Origin of the sequence: Pelagibacterium limicola, from assembly GCF_015694405.1 — a bacterium.
Classification (GTDB): Bacteria; Pseudomonadota; Alphaproteobacteria; order Rhizobiales; family Devosiaceae; genus Pelagibacterium; species Pelagibacterium limicola.
The window spans coordinates 44,569-66,356 of record NZ_JADQDB010000012.1 but is presented as its reverse complement, the minus strand read 5'-3'; the positions used below and the strand labels follow the sequence as shown (position 1 = coordinate 66,356).

18 protein-coding genes are annotated in these 21,788 nt (G+C 59.5%); 12 read left to right on the top strand and 6 right to left on the bottom strand.

Annotated elements, in window-relative coordinates; translation table 11 throughout:
• Positions 1–51 precede the first annotated feature (51 nt).
• Positions 52–2,520, top strand: coding sequence for a heavy metal translocating P-type ATPase (locus tag I2G20_RS17005; protein ID WP_196260932.1), 2,469 nt, complete (start codon positions 52–54; stop codon positions 2,518–2,520).
• Between the two features lie 408 nt (positions 2,521–2,928).
• On the top strand, positions 2,929–3,372 hold the full coding sequence (locus tag I2G20_RS17565; protein ID WP_196260931.1) for a GFA family protein: 444 nt from the start codon (positions 2,929–2,931) through the stop codon (positions 3,370–3,372).
• Between the two features lie 378 nt (positions 3,373–3,750).
• On the opposite strand, the gene I2G20_RS16995 is transcribed toward I2G20_RS17565, so the two are convergent.
• Positions 3,751–4,920: a CaiB/BaiF CoA transferase family protein gene (locus I2G20_RS16995; protein WP_196260930.1), complete on the bottom strand. Its 1,170-nt coding sequence runs from the start codon at positions 4,918–4,920 to the stop codon at positions 3,751–3,753.
• Between the two features lie 62 nt (positions 4,921–4,982).
• Positions 4,983–5,504: a MarR family winged helix-turn-helix transcriptional regulator gene (locus I2G20_RS16990; RefSeq protein WP_196260929.1), complete on the bottom strand. Its 522-nt coding sequence runs from the start codon at positions 5,502–5,504 to the stop codon at positions 4,983–4,985.
• Positions 5,505–5,631: 127 nt separating this feature from the next.
• Between I2G20_RS16990 and I2G20_RS16985 the strand changes: the two genes are divergently transcribed.
• The 9 genes from I2G20_RS16985 to I2G20_RS16945 all read left to right on the top strand — a co-directional run bounded on the left by I2G20_RS16985 (position 5,632) and on the right by I2G20_RS16945 (position 15,690).
• The gene (locus tag I2G20_RS16985; RefSeq protein ID WP_196260928.1) at positions 5,632–6,774 is read left to right on the top strand and encodes a 2-hydroxyacyl-CoA dehydratase family protein; all 1,143 of its coding nucleotides are present in this window, start codon (positions 5,632–5,634) and stop codon (positions 6,772–6,774) included.
• Positions 6,774–8,048: a 2-hydroxyacyl-CoA dehydratase family protein gene (locus tag I2G20_RS16980; protein ID WP_196260958.1), complete on the top strand. Its 1,275-nt coding sequence runs from the start codon at positions 6,774–6,776 to the stop codon at positions 8,046–8,048. The genes I2G20_RS16985 and I2G20_RS16980 overlap by 1 nt, the downstream gene beginning before the upstream one ends.
• 78 nt (positions 8,049–8,126) lie before the next feature.
• Positions 8,127–9,269 (top strand): CaiB/BaiF CoA transferase family protein, encoded by a 1,143-nt coding sequence (locus tag I2G20_RS16975; RefSeq protein ID WP_196260927.1) that lies wholly within the window; start codon positions 8,127–8,129, stop codon positions 9,267–9,269.
• Complete coding sequence (locus tag I2G20_RS16970; RefSeq protein ID WP_196260926.1) at positions 9,266–10,360, top strand: CoA transferase; 1,095 nt, start codon at positions 9,266–9,268, stop codon at positions 10,358–10,360. Before I2G20_RS16975 ends, I2G20_RS16970 begins: the two co-directional genes overlap by 4 nt.
• Positions 10,357–11,526, top strand: a complete 1,170-nt coding sequence (locus I2G20_RS16965) for a CaiB/BaiF CoA transferase family protein (RefSeq protein ID WP_196260925.1) — start codon at positions 10,357–10,359, stop codon at positions 11,524–11,526. The genes I2G20_RS16970 and I2G20_RS16965 overlap by 4 nt, the downstream gene beginning before the upstream one ends.
• 48 nt (positions 11,527–11,574) lie before the next feature.
• Entirely contained in the window at positions 11,575–12,588 is a 1,014-nt protein-coding gene (locus I2G20_RS16960; RefSeq protein WP_196260924.1) for a TRAP transporter substrate-binding protein, read from the top strand.
• Between the two features lie 62 nt (positions 12,589–12,650).
• Positions 12,651–13,169, top strand: a complete 519-nt coding sequence (locus tag I2G20_RS16955) for a TRAP transporter small permease (protein WP_196260923.1) — start codon at positions 12,651–12,653, stop codon at positions 13,167–13,169.
• A complete protein-coding gene (locus I2G20_RS16950) occupies positions 13,166–14,461 on the top strand; it encodes a TRAP transporter large permease (protein ID WP_196260922.1) in 1,296 nt (431 codons plus the stop codon). The genes I2G20_RS16955 and I2G20_RS16950 overlap by 4 nt, the downstream gene beginning before the upstream one ends.
• Positions 14,458–15,690 (top strand): MFS transporter, encoded by a 1,233-nt coding sequence (locus tag I2G20_RS16945; protein ID WP_196260921.1) that lies wholly within the window; start codon positions 14,458–14,460, stop codon positions 15,688–15,690. Before I2G20_RS16950 ends, I2G20_RS16945 begins: the two co-directional genes overlap by 4 nt.
• A gap of 415 nt (positions 15,691–16,105) precedes the next feature.
• Here I2G20_RS16945 and bla read toward each other — a convergent pair whose 3' ends face one another.
• The gene (bla, locus tag I2G20_RS16940; protein ID WP_196260920.1) at positions 16,106–16,993 is read right to left on the bottom strand and encodes a class A beta-lactamase; all 888 of its coding nucleotides are present in this window, start codon (positions 16,991–16,993) and stop codon (positions 16,106–16,108) included.
• Positions 16,994–17,092: 99 nt separating this feature from the next.
• On the opposite strand from bla, the gene I2G20_RS16935 reads away from it, so the two are divergent.
• Positions 17,093–17,452: a phosphotransferase gene (locus tag I2G20_RS16935; RefSeq protein ID WP_196260919.1), complete on the top strand. Its 360-nt coding sequence runs from the start codon at positions 17,093–17,095 to the stop codon at positions 17,450–17,452.
• Positions 17,453–17,507: 55 nt separating this feature from the next.
• Here the strand turns inward: I2G20_RS16935 and I2G20_RS16930 are convergent, their stop codons facing one another.
• From I2G20_RS16930 to I2G20_RS16920, 3 genes are read right to left on the bottom strand one after another with little or no spacing between them, the layout of a single operon-like run.
• Complete coding sequence (locus I2G20_RS16930; RefSeq protein ID WP_196260918.1) at positions 17,508–18,536, bottom strand: ABC transporter ATP-binding protein; 1,029 nt, start codon at positions 18,534–18,536, stop codon at positions 17,508–17,510.
• A gap of 8 nt (positions 18,537–18,544) precedes the next feature.
• On the bottom strand, positions 18,545–20,749 hold the full coding sequence (locus I2G20_RS16925) for an ABC transporter permease (RefSeq protein ID WP_343070362.1): 2,205 nt from the start codon (positions 20,747–20,749) through the stop codon (positions 18,545–18,547).
• Positions 20,746–21,771 (bottom strand): ABC transporter substrate-binding protein, encoded by a 1,026-nt coding sequence (locus I2G20_RS16920; RefSeq protein WP_196260916.1) that lies wholly within the window; start codon positions 21,769–21,771, stop codon positions 20,746–20,748. Before I2G20_RS16920 ends, I2G20_RS16925 begins: the two co-directional genes overlap by 4 nt.
• Between the last annotated feature and the right edge of the window lie 17 nt (positions 21,772–21,788).

Here is a 21,788-nt window from a genome sequence, read left to right as displayed (position 1 = left end):
CACAGCTTCAGGAGGCACACCCTCTCCATCCAGCCATCAGGAAGAGATTCGATGACCCGGACGCTTCAACTCGACATACCGGTCGTGCTGCCGGAGGTTCTCGATGCTTCGGATGCCTGCGTGGGACGTTTGTTCGCCGATCTGGAAGGACGGGAAGGAGTCGAGAAGGCGCATGTGATCTCGGGCAACGACGCAGCGGAGGCGAAGCTCTGCATTCACTATGATCCCGACATACTGCCCCTGTCCCGTATCCGCGAGATCGTCCAGGCGGCCGGTGCCGCTATCACCAAGCGTTTCGCGCATCTGCTCTGGAAAGTCGATGGGATCGGCCATCAGCGCCGCGCGCGTACTGTCGCCGATGGCCTGCGCACCTTGCCGGGCGTTCTGGAGGCGGACGCCGATGCTGCCGGTCTGGTACGGGTCGAGTTCGACCGCAGGCAAGGGTCGGAACAGGCGATCCTCGACGCGCTGGCAGAAATGGGGGTTTCTCTCGAAAAGTCGGCTGCAGCGCACCAGAAGGCCACCAAGGATGCTCGTACGGATCACGACCATGATACTCACGATCATTCGCATGCCCATGGCGGCCTTTTGGGGCCGAACACCGAACTGATCTTCTCGCTCGTTTGCGGCGCGCTGCTGGTTGGTGGCTTTGGCATCGACAAACTGTCGGCTTTGGCCCCCGACTGGCTGCCGACGGCCCTGTATGTCGGCGCCTATTTCTTCGGTGGCTTCTATACGCTGCGCGAGGCGTTCGACAATCTCCGCATGCGGAAGTTCGAGATCGACACGCTCATGCTGGTCGCTGCCGCCGGCGCGGCAACGCTCGGCGCCTGGGCGGAGGGCGCGCTGCTCCTGTTCTTGTTCAGTCTCGGGCATGCGCTCGAACATTACGCCATGGGACGGGCGCGCCAGGCGATCGACGCCCTGGCCAAGCTTGCACCACGCACGGCCACCGTGCGCCGCGATGGCGAGACGCGCGAGGTGCCCGTCGAAGATCTTGTTGTTGGCGATCTAGTCGTCATTCGTCCCAACGAACGGCTTGCCACCGACGGCTTTCTGGTCCGGGGTACATCCAGCATCGATCAGGCTCCGGTCACCGGCGAAAGCATCCCCGTCGACAAGCGGCCGGTCGAGGACCCGGCCGCGGCCCGTGCACAGCCGAATTCGGTCGATGCGGATTCGTGCGTGTTCGCCGGAACGATCAACGGAGCGGGCGCGATCGAGGTCGAGGTGACACGCCTTTCATCCGAAAGCGCGCTTGCCAAGGTCGTGCAATTGGTGAGCGAGGCGGAAACGCAGAAGTCGCCCACCCAACGCTTCACAAACAAGTTCGAGCGTATCTTTGTGCCCTGTGTGCTGGCGCTCGCCGTCGGCCTGCTTTTCGCCCCCCTGCTCATCGACGAGCCGTTCGCCGACAGCTTCTATCGCGCCATGGCGGTGCTGGTGGCGGCGAGCCCCTGCGCGCTTGCCATAGCGACCCCGAGCGCGGTGCTGTCGGGTGTTGCCCGTGCAGCGCGCGGCGGCGTGCTGATCAAGGGCGGTGCGCCGCTTGAAAACCTCGGATCGCTGAGCGCGATCGCCTTCGATAAGACCGGCACGCTCACCGAAGGACGCCCCCGCATCACCGATATCGTGCCTGCCCAGGGCGTGTCAGAGGAGGAACTTCTCTCCGTTGCCGTCGCGGTTGAGCAACTCAGTGACCATCCTCTGGCCGCCGCGATTGTGCGCGACGGACGCGAGAAGCTCGCAGGACGCAAGATATCCGAAGCACATGAACTCAAGAGCCTGACGGGGCGTGGTGTGACCGCGATGCTCGATGCTACACCCGTCTGGATCGGCAACGCCGACATGTTCGGAATGCACGGTGTCGCACCGCTCGACAAGTCCGTGGCCGACGCCGTCGCAAGACTGGGCGAGGCCGGGCGTACGATAATGGCGGTCCGTCACGGAGGGCGGGACCTCGGGGTCATCGGGCTGATGGATACGCCGCGTCCCGCCGCGCGCGCGACGCTCCAGCGCCTACGTTCCCTCGGGATCACGCGCATGATCATGATCTCGGGCGACAACCACACCGTTGCTAAGGCAATTGCGGTGGATGTCGGTCTCGACGAGGCCTGGGGCGACCTTATGCCCGAGGACAAGGTGGCCGCAATCCGCAAGCTTCGCAATGAGGGCCCGGTCGCGATGGTCGGCGACGGGGTGAACGACGCCCCCGCCATGGCCAACGCCACCGTTGGTATCGCCATGGGCGCGGCGGGCTCCGACCTGGCGCTGGAGACGGCGGATGTCGCGCTGATGGCCGATGACCTGCGGCATTTGCCTTTCGCGGTGGGTCTGAGCAGGCATACCCGCGCCATCATCCGTCAGAACGTCTTCATCAGCCTCGGCGTTGTCGCCCTGCTGGTGCCGGCGACCATCTTCGGGCTCGGCATTGGTCCCGCAGTGGCGCTCCATGAGGGATCGACCCTGATCGTCGTGTTCAATGCGCTCCGCTTGCTTGCCTGGCGCGATCGCGACTGACGATATGCTGATTCGCCGAGCTCACCGGGCCGCCAAATGGGAGTTTCTATTAAAGGCAAGGACGAAAACGACCAATCAGTATGCTCCAAAACAGTGGCCGTTTTCGCACATGCTGGAGATCTGGCTGAACGACCAACATGAGTCCGGTTCCTTAACGTCAGCTAGTCGAGTGTCGTCCCAGAACCGGGTGAGCGTTTCGACGTCCGATTTGCCGTTGCATAGGGGGCGAGACATCCTTCGCGGAACACCCGCAAGCGTGGATAGCTTCCGGACGGCTTATTGATGCCTGCTGTCGAAAGCTTCCGTGCGAATCTAGGCATACCTTTCATTGAGATTTAAGGTAGTATGAATCTGCTTCATGTGGAATTTGAATTGACAAAAAATGTACGTCTTTGAGTGAGTGCTGTCATGAGTAAAGTCGAGGGAAGATGCCTTTGTGGATGTATAGGGTTTGAATATAACGGTTCTGTAAATTGGATTATCAACTGCCATTGCGAGACGTGTCGACGGGCCACCTCCTCCCCGATGACTACATGGATTTCGGTTCCATTTTCAAATTTCGCGTTCTCGCGTGGTCAGCCTGCGAAATATGAGTCGTCGCCTGGTGTTGTACGGAGGTTCTGCCCAAGTTGCGGTACGCCGCTAAGCTATGAGAGTGAGAAAATGCCAGGGGAGATTCACCTTTATGCCGCCAGTCTGTTAGACCCAAATAGCGTAGAACCGACATGTCATGTTTTCGAAAGCGAAAAGCTGGCATGGTTTGAAGTTCACGACAATTTGCCGCGCTATGCGACAAGCCGGAAAGGCGGCACAGTGGCTCCTGACCATATTGGACCTCGCGGGACCAGTTAACTCCTCCCAGATAGATCTCTTTCGAATGCAATGCGTGCGGCCAGTGCCGCCACAGTGAATGGAAGGCCGTGGCATTTCGCCTATTGGGCAAGAGCGACCGCAAGGACGTCGGCAACGGAACGGCGTCGTCCTAACTAGAACCAGTCAGACTCGAATCCGCCTCAGCATTTCCCCGTGGACACCAGTGCGGCGCTCGACAGTTCGCTGACCGACCCTCTATCGGCCTAGTTGCCGAACGCGCATCCCTAATGGCGGTGAGTGTAAAAAAGGGGAGGCCCTGGTTTTTGCCGAATGATGTGTATTTGACGAGAACGCTCGTTCATCCAAGAAGATCGCGAAGCACGGCGCCGCTCGGCGTTATTCCGCTGCCAGCGGAGGCTATGAGGGCATGAGGCCCAGTTCGGCCAGGATCTGCTCGGTGTGCTCGCCCAATAGTGGGGGCGGGGCAGAAACACCCGGACCGTCATGGGCGAACCGAAACCCTGCATTGAGGATGGACGTGCGTCCAACAGCGGGATTTGGAACATCGATTTCCAGCTTGAGGCCGCGCCCTTCCAGTTGGGCAAGTTCGAGCACATCTTTCACCGGTCTCACCGCACCAGCGGGAACCCCGGCTTGTGAAAGGATCGACTCCCATTCGAGCGCGGTGCGGGTCTTAAATGTCTTTGCCAGCTCACCCTGAAGTTCCTTGTCGTGCGCCATTCGGGCGTCGGGGTCGGAAAAACGCGGGTCACTCAGAAGGTCGGGGCGTTCAAGCGCCATGCACAAGCGCTCGTACTGGTTCTGTTGCACGGCGCCAATGGTCACTGCGTTCTCTGCCGTTTCGAATGTGTCGGCTGTGGGGGCAAGCGAAAAGCCACGATTTCCCGTTCGACGTGGCTCGGTACCCGATATCACGAGCGGGTTGATAACTGAGGCCATCATGACGAGCGAGGCATCGAGCATGGACATGTCGATATACTGGCCGGCCCTCGCAGGGTCGCGCTCGCGTTGGACATAAGCGGACTGGATGGCGAAGGCGGCCAGAAGCGCGCTGTAGGTATCCACTATGGGAAATCCCACCCGCATCGGCGAGGATCCTGGTTCGCCTGAAAGCCCCATCAGGCCCGATACGCTCTGGATGATCTGGTCGATGGCGGGATAATCGCGCATCGGTCCGAACTGCCCATACCCCGAAATCGAACAAAAGATGAGATGAGGATTGATCTGGCTTAGATCTTCATAGCCGAGCCCGAGCCGGGAGATGACCCCGGGCCGGAAATTTTCGACAAGGATGTCCGAGGATTCGATCAGTTTGCGTGCCGCATGTTTCCCGAAATCGGACTTGAGATCGAGCACGACAGATTTTTTTCCAGCATTGGCGCCGATAAACGGCTCTGCCATGCCCCGCAACCGCTTATTCTGGGTATAATTGCGCAACACATCGCCACTGGGCGGTTCGATCTTGATCACTTCTGCGCCCAGTAGGCACAGGAAATGGGTGGCGAGCGGTCCAGCAATAACATGGCTGAAATCGGCGATGCGAACACCGGCAAGGGGCTGTGCCAAAGATGTGTCCTCCCTTTATTAGTTCATTTAATGAACTAATAAAGACTCGCATGTCAAGACGATCAGTCGTCTGCGGAGCCGACGATTGCGCTGCTGGTGCCGGTCCGCTTTGCATGGCGTTCCCCGAAATGGGCGTAAAGCCGATTAAGCAAGGCAAAAAGCGTCGCTCGCTCGGATTCATCAAAAGGCTCAAGAAAGGCAGCGTGTTGGGCTACCATACGATCCCCCATGGCTTTGTATTTCGCCTCGCCGACTTCCGTGAGTTTCAATGCATTGTAGCGCTTGTCAGCGGCAACCTTGGCACGTTCCACGAGTCCGCGCGCTTCAAGTTCCTTGACGAGCTTGGTGATGGCGGATTTCTTGAAGACAAGGATTGCTGCTAGATCGTTCTGGGAGATGCCCGGATTGAGCCCGATGACGCTCAAGACAACGATTTCGCCCTGCTCGGCTTCGAATTCGGCAAAGAATTCGGCGTTTTCAGCCCGGATATAGGCCCGCAGCGCTCGTGTGAGAAAGGGTAGGTTCTCGCGCAAGGGCCCTAGCGTAACAGTATCTGTCCGGTCGGCCGGCACGCCGTTGGTCATCGCCTTGCCCCTTGCAGTCGGTCACCGGTGAGTACCGTGCGCATGCTGGGCTGTCAAACCTGCTTCCGGACTGCTTGACGGCATTCACGATAGTTCATAAAATGAACTATAAGGCAGGGAGGATGTATTGCCCGTTATAGTAACCCCAGACGCGAGCGGTGCCGCGGTAGCGCTATCAGATGCTTTCGACCAGCGCGATCTTTATGCGGGGCGCCATGGCGCCCCTTGCGTTGGCGTGTTTGGCAATTGCGCGCCCGAGGTTCTTATAGAAGCGGCTGGTGCGATCCCGGTGCAACTTGCGATGGGGTCTCGCCAAAACGCTGGAGGGCAGCGTTCTCCGATTGACGAGGTGATCGAACCATTTGTGGACGCGGAAGTCCGTCGGTTTCTCAGAAGGCTGTTTGACGGTGCGTTTTCGCCCTATCGCGCAATTATATTCCCTCGCGACGACGCATCTGCACTGATTGCCTATCAATACGCCACCGAATGGGTTCGCCAAGGGCAGGCCGACAAGGGTGTGCCGCCTCTGTTCCTTTGGAATCTCGTGCATACCGACTCAGTGCCTGTACGCGATTTCAACCGCAGGCAGGCCGACCGACTATTTGGGTTTCTGAAAGAAATTGGATTGACGCCTCCCGATTCTCTGGCGCTCGCTCATGCTGGCCAGCAGCAGGCTCGTCAATCGCGTTTATTGGGCGCCCTTCAGGAAACTGTTGGTAATACGATGTCCGGGGGAACCGCCATGCGATGGCGCAACGCGGGAAGGTTCATGTCTGCCTCCGAGCATGCCGATTTGCTCGAACGCGCCCAGGGCGTCAAGGTGCGATCGCCTGCGAGCGGTTGTCGCATCGGGCTGGTGGGGTCAGCTTTAGCTTCGACCGCGACCTATGAAATGCTCGAGAGTATCGGTCCGGTTGTCTGCGACCTTCAGCCCTGGGGGCAGATGTGGCCGCTCGATTTGGCTGGAGCGGAAGAGATCGACGCCATCCTCGCCGCTTTGGCTGCGGATCCCTTCTGTCCCCGGATCACCCCTGCGAGCCTTCATCGCACCGCTTTGGTTGAGGCTCTGACAACCGCGCGCTGCGATATCGTGGTGTGCCAGCTTGCCCAGACTGACGACACATTCGGCTGGGAGATTCCCAGCCTGGCTGCGCAGTTGGAACGATGTGGAACGAGATTTATCAATCTCGGTTTCCGCGATCCGGAGCCTGACGAGCAATGGCTGGCAGAGTCCTTGAAGGCTATTGCTGCAAGTCTGGAGGGTTTCTGATGACTCCGACCTATGAACCCCTCCAATCGAGCGCAATCGCAACGGACTATCAACGGCAATGGGCCAAGGGGTTGCGTGCGCAGATCACCTCGGGCGCTCGATACGCCTTCGTCAATGCCGATACCCCGCACGAGCTTTTCCATCATATCGGGTTGCCTATCGTGACCAACCAGTGGTGGTCCGCGATCATCTCGGCCAAGCAGCTTTCGGAATTCTATTTCGATCATATGGTAGAGTTGGGTTTTCACGACCGACTGGCCCGGTATTCGAGCTTGCCTCTGATTGCCGAACTTGAGGGGAATGTCGATCGTCAGCCTTGGGGCGGTCTGCCCAGACCCGCCATTTTGTGTGCGCGTCAAAGCGCTGACGATCATCAGAAAATCTTCGGTCTTTGGGCAGAAAAGACAGGCGCTCCTTTGGTGCTTTTATCCTCTCCCGGGGTGCCGAACCCTCATCCCCGATGGTGGGAGTTGGCGCGCGAAGATTGGGAAACGCTCTATGGCAGCGACCGGCTTGATCTCATGGTCGCCGAGTTCGAAATGCTGATCGATCGACTCGAAGCGGTGACGGGCGCGGGGTTCGACAGGCAAAGCTTCTCCCAATACATGGAAGCGATAAACGCCCAGGAACAGATTTTTGAGCAGGCCAGCGATCTCATTGCAAACGCGCCCCGCTGCCCGATCCGCATTTCCGAACAGATCCCCAATGTGATGATCCCCCAGTGGCATCGCGGTTCGGGCTGGGCCATCGAACATGCCACGCGTTTTCGAGACGAATTGGAGGAGCGGGTTATTTCCGGGCAAGCGGTGGTCGAGAACGAAAAGATCCGCATGATGTGGATCGGCGCAGGGCTATGGTTCGACACGAGCTTTTACTCGGCGTTCGAGGACAGCCATGGCGCGGTATTCGCTTGGTCAATGTACCTGCCTTTCGCAGCTGACGGATATATCCGGAAAGATCACGGCGATCCGCTTCGCGCGCTCGCAGCCCGAGTGTCGGCAATGAACGAGCAACTCCACCAACCCCCTTGGATCAATGCGTGGATGGTCGAGCAGGCCAGGAAATACCGGATCGACGTCGCATTGATGTTGATTCCCGAGCACGACCGATTTTCCGGACATGGGTCGCTGTTTGCGAAAAAGGCGCTCGAAGAGGCCGGCATACGCGTCATCGAGGTGTGGTCGGACATGGTCGACCGACGCCGCTGGGATCGCGAGGCCATGGTCGGGCGGATTTCGCCTGTGCTCGATGCTGTGCTGGCGGAAAAGAATTGACTTAGTTCACTTACTGAACTATTATTCTAGATAATATGATTGGCGCTCTGACGCTGGCGATAAAAGTGGAGGTGCCGGATGGGCGCGCTGGACGGCTTGAAAATCGCCGATTTCTCCTGGGTTGGAGCCGGTCCGCGGGCGACCAAGGACCTGGCGGACAACGGTGCGACCGTGATCAAGATTGAATCGCACAAACGTCTCGATCTCGGACGTCGTTCTCCTCCTTTCGCGGGCGATCCAAGCGATGTCGATGGCTCGGCGTTTTTTGCCCAGACCAACACCTCCAAAAAATCGGTAACCATCAACCTGGGCGACCGGCGCGGTGTCGAAATTGCCAAAAAGCTGGTCGGGTGGGCCGACGTGGTCGTCGAAAATTTCGGACCGGGTTTCATGGAGCGGATCGGGCTCGACTACGCAGCGCTTAAGGCCATCAAGTCAGACATCATTCTTGCCAGCGTATCAGTCGCCGGCAAGACGGGGCCGATGGCCGGATTTCGAGGCTACGGAAATTCCGCTGCCGCCCACTCTGGTCACGCTGCTCTTACAGGTTATCCCAACAGCGATCCCCATATGCCGCCGCTGGCCTATGGCGATGTCGTTGCGCCAATGTTTTTGACAGTTGCTATCCTTGGCGCGCTAGAATTCCGATCGCGAACGGGGCAGGGGCAGCATCTCGACGTTTCCCAGATCGAGCCGATGGTGCAGGTCATTGGCGATCTTTACGCCCAGGACAATCCGCTAAAGAACGGCAATGACGATCCTGCATTTCTTGTCCATGGGGTCTTTCCAACCTTTGGCGAGGATCAGTGGATAGCAATTGCTGTCGAGACGGATGTGCAGGCCCGTGCGCTTGAAAGCGCACTCGGCATTGCCGCAGATCAGCTGAGCCCGGCGGCGATTGCTTCAGCCACCGCCACTTTTGACAAGTTCGCGCTGTTCGATCGCCTTTCGGCAGTCGGGGTTCCCGCGGGGCCGGTTCTGGACGGTCGCGAAATCAAGGATAATGCCGAGCTGATCGCCGCAGGCCACTTTCAAAATCCCGATCACGCCATATTGGGAAAAGCCAATATGCCGGCTCCGCCCTACAGGCTTTCCAGAACTCCCTGGTCCGTGGGGCCATCCCCTCTCCTCGGGGCAAATAATCGCGAAGTGTTTGTCGAAATGCTCGGGCTGGATGGATCCGAGATTGAGTCCCTCATTGCCGAGGGAACCCTGGCATGAATCTGCTCGAGGGAATCAGGGTTCTGGAAATTGCGGACGGGTTGACCGATTTCGGGGGCCGGATGCTGTCCGAGATGGGGGCCGACGTCGTTTCCGTTTCGGTGAGCGGAAGTCGACCGGAGGCCGACATTGCTATCCATCACGGCAAGACGCGCATAAATGCCGACTCCCGGGATGCCATTGTGGCCCTGGCACGACAAGCCGACATCGTTCTCGATGGACAGCGGCTGGGAGACAAGTTCGGCCTTGCCGAGGCGCTGAGCGGCAACCCGGAAACCATTCATGTTCTGGTTACCCCGTTTTCGAGCGAAGGTCCTTACGCCCGGCGCCCGGCAACAGATCTAACGCTATTTGCACTCTCCGGGCTCATGCACGTGACAGGTGATCCGCAAAGTCCTCCGCTCAAGTTTCCAGGCCGGCAAGCTTATGTGCTGACGGGAATTCAGGCCGCCACCGCTGCTCTTCTGGCGCTGTATGCTCGCCGCGCTACGGGCCACGGCCAGCAGGCGAGTCTTTCGGCGTTCCAGAGCGCGACGCTTGCCAATTATCGCGAAGCGGTCATGTATGAATGGACCGGCCGAATCGGTCGCCGCCAAGGCAACATGCTGGTGCGGGGGAAGTCCGGTGTGCGCCAGATCTGGCCATGCAAGGACGGGCACGTTACCTGGTCCATGATCGACAACCCCTCGATGATGCGAGCCTTGGTTTCGGTAATGGCCGACCAAGGCTGCTCAGGCGAGCTAAGCGACATTGATTGGGACAATACCCTTGTTGCCGACACGCCCCAGGAAACGATCGAGCGCTGGCAAGCGATTGTTGGCGCATTCTTTGCGGAAAACACAAGGCAGCAACTTGGCGCCTGGTCGCTTGAGAAGGGCTGGGGACTTTCCGTAATTGCCGAGCCGCGTGACGTGCGCGAAAGCGAGCATCTCAAGGTGCGCGGGCTGTTTGTGCCTGTAACTGACGAGCAGACCGGCAAGGTGATCAATCTACCTGGCCCGATGTTTCATTGTGACGCCATGGATGGGTCGGAACGTGTCTTGAAGGCCCCGATTCCCGCATCGCAGTTTGAAGGATGGGGGGGGCGATGAGCTTGCCGCTTGAAGGCCTGAGCGTCATTGACTTTTCCAAGTTCCTGCCGGGTCCGTATTGTACGTGGTTATTGGCCGATATGGGCGCGGACGTTATCCGCATCGAGAACCCGCGTGAAATCGCCAAACAGGCGAAAGTCTTTGGTTGGGATAGGCTCTCGGACCAGGAACGCCTTCGCTTGCGCGAGACCGACATTCTGGCACGCAATAAGCGTTCCATCATGCTTGAAATCGGGGATGACAAGGCGCTCGAAGCAATCAAGGCGCTGGTCGCGACAGCCGATATCGTGGTCGAGGATTATCGTCCGGGAGTTCTCGCGTCACTGGGGTTGGGATACGACGCATTAAGCGCCGACAATTCGCGTCTGATCTATGCCTCACTGACGTTGTGCGGGCAATCGGGGCCTTACCGAGACAAGCCCGGTCACGACCCTATCGCCCTTTCAATCGCGGGAGTGCAGTCGCGTGTCGGCGAAGATCCCGAGGCCCCGAACTTCGCCGGTATTCCTGCCGCCGACGTGATCACCGGGACGCACGCTGCGTTTGCCATACTCGCGGCCTTGCGCGCGCGCGAAATGACCGGGCATGGCCAGCATTTGGATGTGGCCATGAGCGACTGCGCAATGAGCCTGCTGGTTAATGTACTCTCCCGCCATCCCGACGTTTCTCAAATTCCCCCTCGTGGGTCGCGCCGCGCGGACATGGGGCTTTGGAAAACTCGGGATGGCTCCTTCCTTTGTACCACCGATATGGAGCCGCGCTATTGGGCAAAGTTCTGCGAGGCCGTGGGGCGTTCCGATCTTATACCCGAGCAGCACAACACCGAGCGGCGTGCCGAAATCCGGAGCGCGCTCGAAGAGATTTTCGCCTCGAAAGATCGAGCAGAATGGCTCGAAATTTTGGGAGCCGCGGGCACCCAGTTCGCCCCGGTGCTTTCGGTAGCCGAAGCGCTCACCGACCCTCACAACCAAGCACGCGGGATGGTGATCTCGCATCCAGGATCGGATGGACGCGCGATACGCCAGTTGGGTCAACCGGTCCGCGTAGGCGGTGAGACGAGAATCGCCAATCTGGGCCGGGCGCCCGGTGCGGACACGATCGATATTCTGTCAGGTATCGGGCTTGACACCGAACAGATCAAGCAACTTTCCGGGCAGGGCGCATAAGGGAGTGCCTTGCTCTTCACCGGTCTTTGAAAATTGGGAGGAGACCTCATGACTATAAGAAAACTTTCACTGACCTTGCTTGCTGCCACCGGGCTTTCGCTCGCGGCAAATGCGGTTACGGCCGCTGAATTCGAATTGACCTATTCGACCACGTATTCTCCGACCCACCCCTATGGGCAGGCCGATGAAGAGTGGATCGAGCGTATTCACGCGCAGACCGATGGGCGTGTGAAGATCACCCCTTTCTGGGGCGGTGCGCTCATCAATTCGCGTGAAGGTGTGGACGAGTTGGCGGCAGGTGTTGCCGATATCGCTTTCATCGCGCCTATCTATGCCAGTTCGGGGTACGACTTAAGTCGACTGACCCCGCAATTCTTTTATGGATATGACGACGCGCTCGAAGTGCTCGACGTCTATCTCGGGCTTTGGGAGGACTATCCCCAGTTTGCCGAGGAACTTGAGGGGGTGAAGGTGCTTGCCTACAATGTGGGCACGCCTATGCATCTGATGCTGCGTGATGGACCGTTCACTCAGATTTCCGATCTCCAGGGCCTGCGTATCCGCTCGGCGGTCGACTATATTGGCGCTTTGGCCGCACATGGAGCGGAAGGCGTCACCATGCCAATGACCGACACTTATCCTTCGCTCCAACGCGGGGTTCTCGATGGCGTGATCGCGCCATACGAAGCGCTTCGCTCGCTCAGCTTTGCTGAGGTGATCAGCTATTATTCCGAGCTGCCGCACTCGCGTGGGGCTTATCCGTCCCGCGCGATCAATGCGAATGTCTGGGACAGCCTGCCTGAAGATATCCAGCAGGTATTCGATGACAATATCGAATGGTGGACACGCGCCACATTCGACTATGCTCAGGAGTCCGAGGATGCGGGCCGCCGATATGGTGAAGAGCAGGGTGTGATATTCAACGAGGTCGATCCTGTCGTTATCGCCGAGTATTCCGAGGCCTTCGTGCCAGCCGCCCGGGCCACGGCGGAACAACTTGATTCAATCGGGCTGCCGGGAACTGAAATTCTCGCCAGAATTCGCTCGGCTATCGAAGACTGACACCAAATGTCCGCCCCTCGCACATTTGTGTGCCAGGGGCGGCTACGGGAGCGGAGGCGCTCATGCAGCGGTTCGATACGATACTCACGCGCATATGTCAGGGTGCCGGAATTCTCGGGGTAGCCAGCATTCTCGCGTTAATGGCCCTGACGGTCACGACTGTGGTGTTTCGCGCGCTGTCGATCGCATTCCCGGGCACATATTCGCTGTCCGAACTCCTGCTTATTCCTGCGGTCTCGCTCTCGCTGGCATATGCGGCTATGCAGAACGAGCACACAAGGGTAGTTCTGTTTGTCGATAGAATCGCAAATGTTCGGCTCCGACATGCGATCAATGCCCTCATGCTGATCGTTGGCTCGCTGTTCTGGGTTTTCGTTGCCTGGGCAACGATCCGGGAAGCCATCCGCCGCGGTGCGCAAGGCGAATTGTCCCCAATCATCAATGTGCCGGTCGCGCCATTCCGCTGGACCATGGCCGCTGCGATTGTGCTGCTGGTGATCGTTCTGGTCTGGCAGGGCATCAAGCTCTTGAGCGGAAAAGAACTCCAGGATCAATCCAAGAGGCTCGATACTAAATTATGACATCAGTCACCGTCGGCTTTCTGGGGCTTGCGATCCTGTTTTCGCTCATCGGATTCGGCATGCCCATCGGGTTTGCCATGGGACTCGTGGGATTTGCCGGTTTTGCCTTTCTAGTCAGCTTCGATGCGGCAATCGTGCGCATCGGGGTCACCACATTCAATCTGGCCACCAATCACGCCATCGGCACAATTCCACTGTTCCTGTTTATGGCACATCTTTTGTTTGCCTCCGGGATCGGTCGCGATCTTTATGATTTCGCCGCAAAATGGCTTGGCCGCCGACGTGGGGGACTGGCGATGGCCACCATTGGGGCTTCATCGGGGTTTGCTGCAGTCTCCGCATCTTCTCTGGCTACGACCGCTACCATGGGGCTGGTCGCCATGCCTGAAATGCGCAAGCATAACTACGACGTGTCGTTGGCCTCGGGCAGCGTCGTGGCTGGCGGTACCATTGGTGCGCTGATCCCGCCTAGCGGGATGTTCATTATTTACGGCATACTCACCGAGACCTCGATCGGGGCGATGTTTGCCGCCGGCATCGTACCGGGCATCCTGCTGGCCCTGTTCTACATCGTCACCATCGCAATTTGGTGCCGGCTCGATCCTAATGCCGGGCCGCGCGGACCAAAATTCACCTTCATGGAAAAGGTCCGGGCGCTACGGAGTACCGGGGAAGTGATCTTTTTGTTCGGGCTCGTCATGGGCGGGATCGTTCTGGGATGGTTTACACCCACTGAAGCAGGAGCGATCGGAGCTTTCGGCGCGATCATCGTATCGGTCGCACGTGGCCGGTTGAACTGGGCAACGGCCAAGCAAGCCATATATGCGACCCTCCAGACCACCGGGATGATCTTTGGCATTCTATTCGGGGCGCTGGTGTTCAACAGCTTCATAACGGCCAGCACGATCCCGATGCACATCGTCAATTTCGTCACCGATGGCGGGTTCTCTCCAATGGTGGTCCTGTTTTTGGTGCTTGGCGTGTATCTGGTTCTGGGAATGGTGCTGGATGCATCGGCGATGATGACGCTGACGATTCCGCTATTTTTCCCCCTCATCACGACAATCGGTTTTGACGCGGTCCTCTTTGGTGTCCTGGTGGTCCGCATGACCGAGATCGCGCTGATCACGCCACCCGTGGGGATGAACGTCTACATTTTGTCAGGCGTGGCCAAGGACATCCCGCTCGACAAGATATTCAAGGGCGCCTTGCCTTTTGTTGCTGCCGATGTGCTTCATGTCGGACTTCTGATTGCCTTCCCGATATTGGTGCTGTGGCTGCCCAATCTATGAGCCGACAGCAGAGAACCCCATGGGGGCTGGTCGCAACCACGGGGGCGCTTACAGGTTTTGGGCACGGGTTTGCGGCCTTTGCGGTTTCCGCTCTGCTCAAGCCGCTCGCGGTCGATCTTGATACCAGTCGAGGAACGGTCTCCGCCGCCATTGGTCTGGGACGGCTAGTCGCCGGAATATCGTCCCCAATTGTCGGACGCATCACCGATGCCTCTGGACCGCGTTGGATCGTTGCTGCGGGCATGGTCCTCACCACGATCGGACTTGGTGCCCTCGGGTTCGTACAGAACGAGGTCGGGCTCTATCTGGCGTGGTCGCTGCTGCTGTCCGCAGGCGTCGCTGTGGGGTTTACCGTGGCGCTCGACAAGCTGGTGGTCGCTGCAGTCGAACACAAACGTGGCATGGCGCTAGCTGTACGGTTTTCTATCGCGGCAGTGGTCAGTTCACTACTGGTTCCCGTCGTTACGGTCATGGTTGAAACAATCGGATGGCGACAGACCTGCCTTGCCTGGGCGGGTTTTATGGCCTTGCTCGTGCCGGTTCCTCTCATCTGGTTTCGTGCCGAACGTCTGATCCCGCCGCCTGTGCCCGGGCGGACGGCCCCTGACCTCGAACCCGTTCCGGTTCCCGACCGGCAGAGGATGCGCACCATCTTGGGCCGGCCGGCATTCTGGATCGTTGCCGTCGCTTTTGCCGTCCAGGCGGCGGTGACCACGGGACTTTCCATTCACCTTGTGCCTTTGATGACCGATTATGGGCTTGATCCGGTATTTGCGGGGTCTCTGTTCGGCGCAATGATCCTGCTTTCGATCCCCGTGCGGCTGCTGAGTGGTTTTGTTGCCGATCGAGTGGATGCCCAGATTCTGCCGTTCATCCTTGGAGGTCTTCTGGTGCTGGAAGGGCTGGCGATCGGTAGCTTCGCGCTTGCACCGGGTTTTGGTGCAATGCTGATCGTGGTGTTCGCCCTGGGCATTTCGGCAGGCGCGCCAACACTGCTGGTTCTCGTGCTGTGCTCGAGACTTTTTGGCGATGGGCAGTTTGCGACTGTCCAGGGTAGCTTGATGATGCTGCAGGTGCCCGGGACCATGGCAGCACCCATGATTGCAGGCTATTCATATGATTTCACAGGTTCTTACGTGTCCGTGATAGCAGGTTTCGGGTTAATCCTGGTCTTGGGCGGGTGCTTGCTGGGCTTTGTGCGAACACGCACCTTGCAGGTGGAACGCTAGGCGGCACTTCTCCCCGGCTTCTACCTCGAGCGGGAAGCTGGTCCGTCGTCAAGCCGAACCCACGTCCTTCAGCTCCTGAGATAACGCTGGATTGCCTTTGCGGAACAAACAATCGGGTCGGCGCTCATGAGGGACCGGGGTCTCCGTACTGCGCTAGATCTGCTGTTGTCCAGCATCCTCTGCCGATGACCCAAATGACGATCTGCGGTCTGAAAAGTTCGACCCGCCAAGATAATTTCGGTCCCGACACCCGGCGATGTCGAACTCAAGCTTTGGGGCTTCATCGACCACGCAATTCCCGGCTGCGAAATCTGTTTAAGAGTAAAGAGCGCGCGCGGGACATATCTCAAAATGGGGGGTCGGCGCAAAGCGCGCCAACGCCCCAATATTTGGGCCACCGTGGACGAAGCCTTGGTTACGGCGCAGCTCTTACCCAATCCGCCAGCGCCCGGCCAATACCGGCAATCGCCTCGTTGCGCTTATCCATTTCTGCCTCGGTCTCGGTGATATAGATCGCGACTATGAGGGGATCGCGTTGCGGTGGCCAGATGACGGCAGTTATTCCGCGCGTGCCGTGCCCTCCCGCTCCTGTCCTGTCACCGATACGCCAGTTGTCGGGTATGCCCGCTCGCAGCGGCGGTCCGCCCACCTCGTTGGCCACGAGCCATTCCGTCAACGTCTCGCGTGAGGTTGCGGTCAATACGTCGCCGAGAACCAGAGCCTGAAGTGAATTCACCATAGCTGCCGGCGAGGTCGTGTCGCGTGGATCACCCGGCGTGGCCTGGTTGAGCTCTGTCTCCCAGCGATCCAGTCGTGTAACCTCATCGCCCAGGGACCGCATGAATGATGTCAGCGCCTCTGGTCCACCGAGTGCCTCAAGCACCTTGTTCACTGCCGTGTTGTCGCTCGTGCGCATCGTGGCCGCGCAAAGGTCGTCGAGCGTTGCTTCCTCGTTTACCCACCCTTCGGTCACGGGGGAATAGGTGACGAGATCTGACGGATTGATCGGGATCAATCGACTTCCATCCTCCTCACCCGCATCAATACGCGCAAGCAGTGCCCCGCATGCGAGGACCTTGAACGTGCTGGCCATCGGGAACCGCTCATGGGCGTTGTAGAGCCAGCGCTGACCGCTGCCGGTATCGTGGATAGCAAGCCCGACCCGGGCATCAAGCGCGATCTCGGCCTGCCGGGCCGCCTCAATTATTGTATCCTCGACAGCCCAGGCAGACGGAGCATGAACCACGCAGAAAATGCTAAACACGACTGTCAGAAAACGCCGCAACCTCAAGGCCTTCCTCATCTAGGCATACAGAGCCGATCTTCGGCTCGACAGAAGATCAAGCGAATTCCTGCCGCTGCGGAAACGGTCTAATGAAGCAACATCAAAAGCGCAACGCAGTTGAGCGCTCAGGATCGTATCAATCTGCTCTCCCGGCTCCAGAGCCTTTCGAACGACGATAGGCTCTGCCACGGCGACTTTCATCCCGGGAACATCCTGGGCAGCGAAGCGGAGCCGTTTATCGTCGACTGGCTCGATGCCACGTCGGGGCCGGCGCAGGCAGATGCATGCCGCACATACTTGCTGGCGCTGCATCACGAACCCTGGTTAGCGGATCAGTACCTCGCCGCTTACGCGCAGGCGAGCGGATGGCCAGCCGAACGAATCCTGGTGTGGCTTCCTGTCGTTGCTGCGGCCCGGTTGGCCGAAAACGTGATAGATGAAGATTCGCGCCTATTAGCCCTCGCTACAAAAAGCTGACCGCCCACCTCTCGCCAATTTCGGTCGCTTGGTCTTCGTGGCACTTTGGGGTGGTTCACGCATCGGAAAGAAGCGTGTAGCCGCCGGGTGAAAGAATGACGGATATTTCTTCACCCGGCTCTAGCGCCGGAGCGGAAATGGGGGCGGATACCAGCAGCGTGCCGTAGGCGGTCTCGACGCGGTATTCACGGCGCGAACCGAGATAGCTGGCCGACTTGACCTTGCCGTCCGATCCCGATTTTTTCAGAACGATCCGCTCGGGACGGATCGAGATCACGGCCGGGCCCGTCCGGGACGTCGCGGGGAGCGGAAGCGAAAGGCCGGGCGCGCGGAAGGCGCCGTTCTCTATCTGGCCCTCGATAAGATTGGCATCGCCGATGAAGTCGGCGACGAAGCGCGAGCTTGGGCTTTCGTAGAGTTCCCGCGGGGTGCCGATCTGGGCGATCTTGCCGTTGCTCATGACAATGATGCGGTCGGACACGGCCAGGGCTTCTTCCTGGTCGTGAGTCACATAAACCGCCGTCAGGTTGAACCGACGCTGGAGATCGCGAATTTCCTCACGGACACGGCGGCGCAGCTTGGCATCGACGTTGGAGAGGGGCTCGTCGAACAGGAGCACGTCGGGCTGCTGCACGATGGCGCGGGCGACCGCTACACGCTGTTGCTGCCCGCCGGACAGTTCGGAAGGAAGGCGCTTGCCCAGCCCCTCGAGGCCCAGCATGGACAGGATTTCGTGGCCGCGCGCGATTGCCGATTTCTTGTCGCTGCCGCGAATGGTGGGACCGTAGGCTACATTCTCGATAACGCTCATATGGGGAAAGAGCGCATAAGACTGGAACACCATGCCGACATTGCGGTCCGGCGCGGCGCGGGTGGAAACGTCCTCGCCTGCAATGCGGACCGTGCCAGAGGTCGGGAGTTCGAGGCCAGCGATCAGGCGCAATGAGGTGGTCTTGCCGCAGCCGGAGGGACCGAGGAAGGTGACGAGCTCACCGCGCGATATGGAAAAATTGATCGTATCGACAGCGGTCACCGCCCCGTAACACTTTACCACGTCGACGAATTCAATGGCGGTATCGGTCATGGAGATCCTCAGGCGGTGGGCAGGGCGGGAGCGGTATTCTGCAGCTGTGTGCGGCGGCCAAGTTGGCGCTTGCCGATCAAAAGACCGATGAGCGCAATCGAGGCGATCATGATCAGCATCAGAACCGCCGAATAGGCAATGGCCAGCGCATATTCCCCGTTTTCAACCCGGCCCATGATATAGGCTGTCGCCATGTTGTGGCGGGCGCTGACGAGGAAAATCACCGCCGAAACCGCTGTCATTGCGGTGACGAAAGCATAGACCATCGAGGTGAAGATCGCGGGGCGGATCAGCGGCAGCACGACTGTGCGCAGGGTGGAAAGCCCGTTGGCGCCCATCGTCTGGCTGGCCTCCTCCATCGAACGGTCGATCTGGGAGAGCGCGGCAATACCTGCGCGCAGGCCCACGGGCATATTGCGGAACATGAAGCAGATGACGAGGATCGCCATTGTGCCCGTAATGTCGACTGGCGGCACATTGAAGGCGGCCACGTAGGAAACGCCTACCACGGTGCCGGGAACGGCAAAGCTGAGCATGGTGCCGAACTCGAAACTGCGCTTGCCGGCGAAATCCTGGCGCGAGATGAGCCAGGCGGTAAGAATGCCAATCGCGGTGGTAAGGGGGGCAGCGATTGCCGAAACGAGAAGCGTGGTGTGCAGCGAATTCCAGGCAGACCCAAAAAACTGCACACCATCGGGGCCAATCTCGAGAGAGAAGGCAGTCAGGAGGTGTCTAAAGGTCGGCGTGAGGTCCCAGCGGCCCACGTCATTGACAATTCCGCCGATCAGGATGATCGCGTAGACGCCGAGCGTGAAAACGACCCAGGGAACCACCGCCGCATAAGCTGCACCCTTCAAGGGGCCGGGCAGTGGCGCTACGAGCCCGGCGTCGGACTTTCCGGTTATGGTGACGTAGGATTTGCGGCCCAGCCAGCGGGTCTGGAGCCAGAATGCGCCTAGCGTCAGGGACAACAGGATGATCGAGAGTACGGCCGCATTGCCCAGATCATAGCGCGCGCCAACTACGGCGAAAAAGATCCTGATCGAGAGCACGTCGTAGCCCCCGCCCAACACGATGGGGTTGCCGAAATCGGCGAGGCTTTCGATGAAGGCGAGAAGGAACGCTGCGGCCAATCCGGGACGCAGCAAGGGCCAGGTGACGCTTTGAAAGGTCTTGAGCGGCTTGGCGCCGAGCGTCTTTGAGGCCTCCTCGAGCGTTGGATTGATCGCTTCGATCGTTCCGAGGAGCACAAGAAAGGTAATCGGCGCGAAGGCCAGAACCTGCGCAAGCAGGATACCTGGCAACCCATAGATCCAACGGGTGCGCGGAATGTCAAAGAGGTATTCGAGCCAACCGGTCACCAATCCGGTGCGCCCGAAAAGAACGATGATCGCGACGCCCACCACGAAAGGAGGAGTGATGATCGGTAGGATCGAAATGGCCCGCAACGCCCCTTTGAAGCGGAAGCCGGTGCGCGCGACGAGCAGCGCAAGCGCTAGACCCAGAAGGGTCGAGAGTACGCCCGACGAAATGCCGAGGATGAGCGTGTTGATCACCACGCCGCAGCGGCCTTGGCCGACAAAGCATCCGAGGCCCCAAAGATCGGGCGCTGTAAAGCGCGTGACGAAAACGCCGGGCTGAAAGACCCCTTCGGGGGTAAAGAGCGCTGCTCCGCCCAGGCGCAGGATCGGGAAGAAGACAAAGAGCGACAGCAGCGCGACGACAAATATGACTGCATTGGCGGCAAATCGCTCGCCGCGGCAGAAGCCGCGCGCCGCCAGCGCGTCGGCAATGATCCCGGTAATGGCAATGCCAAAGAGAAATCCGCCCAGGCCGAGGCCGGGCTGTCCCATCGTCGCCAGGGGAAAGACTTGACCGACAGCGTCGAATGCCGGCCCCCGCAGTCCGATGGCAAAGGCTTGCAGCAGGAAAAGGCCCGCCGCGGCGCCAGCGATCCACAGAATCGAAGGGTGGCTTTGCCAGCGTTCATCCGAACGAAGGCGGACGAGCGAAAAGGCCAGCATGGCCAGCACCGGAGGCAAGAGCCAGATGCGGCCGGCCAGCACTTGGCCGGCGGCCGAACCCCAAAGCGCCACGCCCTCACCGGTGTGGGGCGCGGCCACCTTGTACCAGGGCAAGACGAGAACGGCGGCCAACCCCAACAGGAGCCACAGGCCGCCGAGCCGGTTCATTCCGGCGAGGACGTGCCTCACCGCGCGCCGATTTCACTATCCCAGCGGGCAAGGAGCCGGCCGCGTTCGTCCGAAGAACCATAAAGCGCGAAATCGTAATCGATAAGCTTGATGTCCTCGAGATTGGGCGACTGTTCGGGCGTTGCCGCGTTAACGTTCGAGGGTACCTGGAACGAGTTCGCCTGTGCGCCGAGTTCCTGCGCGGCCGGGGTCAGGACCCAGTCGTAAAAGAGCTTGGCATTTTCCGGATTGGGACCACCTTCGATGAGGCTCATTGAGCCCACTTCGTAACCGGTGCCCTCACAGGGGGCGACGACGTGGATCGGTGCGCCTTGAACGGCCTGGGCGACGGCATCGTGCATGAAGACGATCCCGATAGAGGTTTCCCCCGTGCCCGCCGCGCGGATCGGCGCCGAGCCCGAGCTCGTGTATTGGGATACGTTGTCGTCAAGAGCAGCGAGATATTCAAAGGCTTCGTCTTCGCCCATGATCTGCACCAGTGTTGCGAGCAGCGTATAGGCGGTTCCCGAGGAGTTGGGATTGGCGACCTGAATTTCGTCGCGGTAACGTTCGTCGAGCAAGTCGGCCCAGCAGGTTGGAGCGTCTTCGCCCGCGGGATCGATCATATCGGTGTTGTAGCCAAAGCCCAGTGCACCGGCGTAAACGCCAACAGTGCGGTATTCTGCAGTTTCGGCCTGCCGGACAGCCCAGTCCTGAAGTTCGGAGAGCATTGGAGACTGGTAGACGGAGGTCAGGCCTTCCTGGGCCGCCTGAAGGTGCGGATCGCCCGTGCCGCCCCACCATACGTCGCCGCGTGGCTGGCCTTCCTCGGCCTTGATCTGGGCATAGGTCTCGCCCGACGACTTACGGGTCATCAGGACATTGATGCCGGTTTCGCGTTGGAAGGATTCGGAAAGAAGGCGGCAGATGGCTTCATCGGCGGCGCAATAGAGTACGACTTCACCCGATTGGGCGTTGACTGCACCTCCCATGCCCATGAGGGATGCGGCGGCGAGGCCGGCAGTGGCCAGTGTGCGGATCATGATGTTTCTCCCGTTTA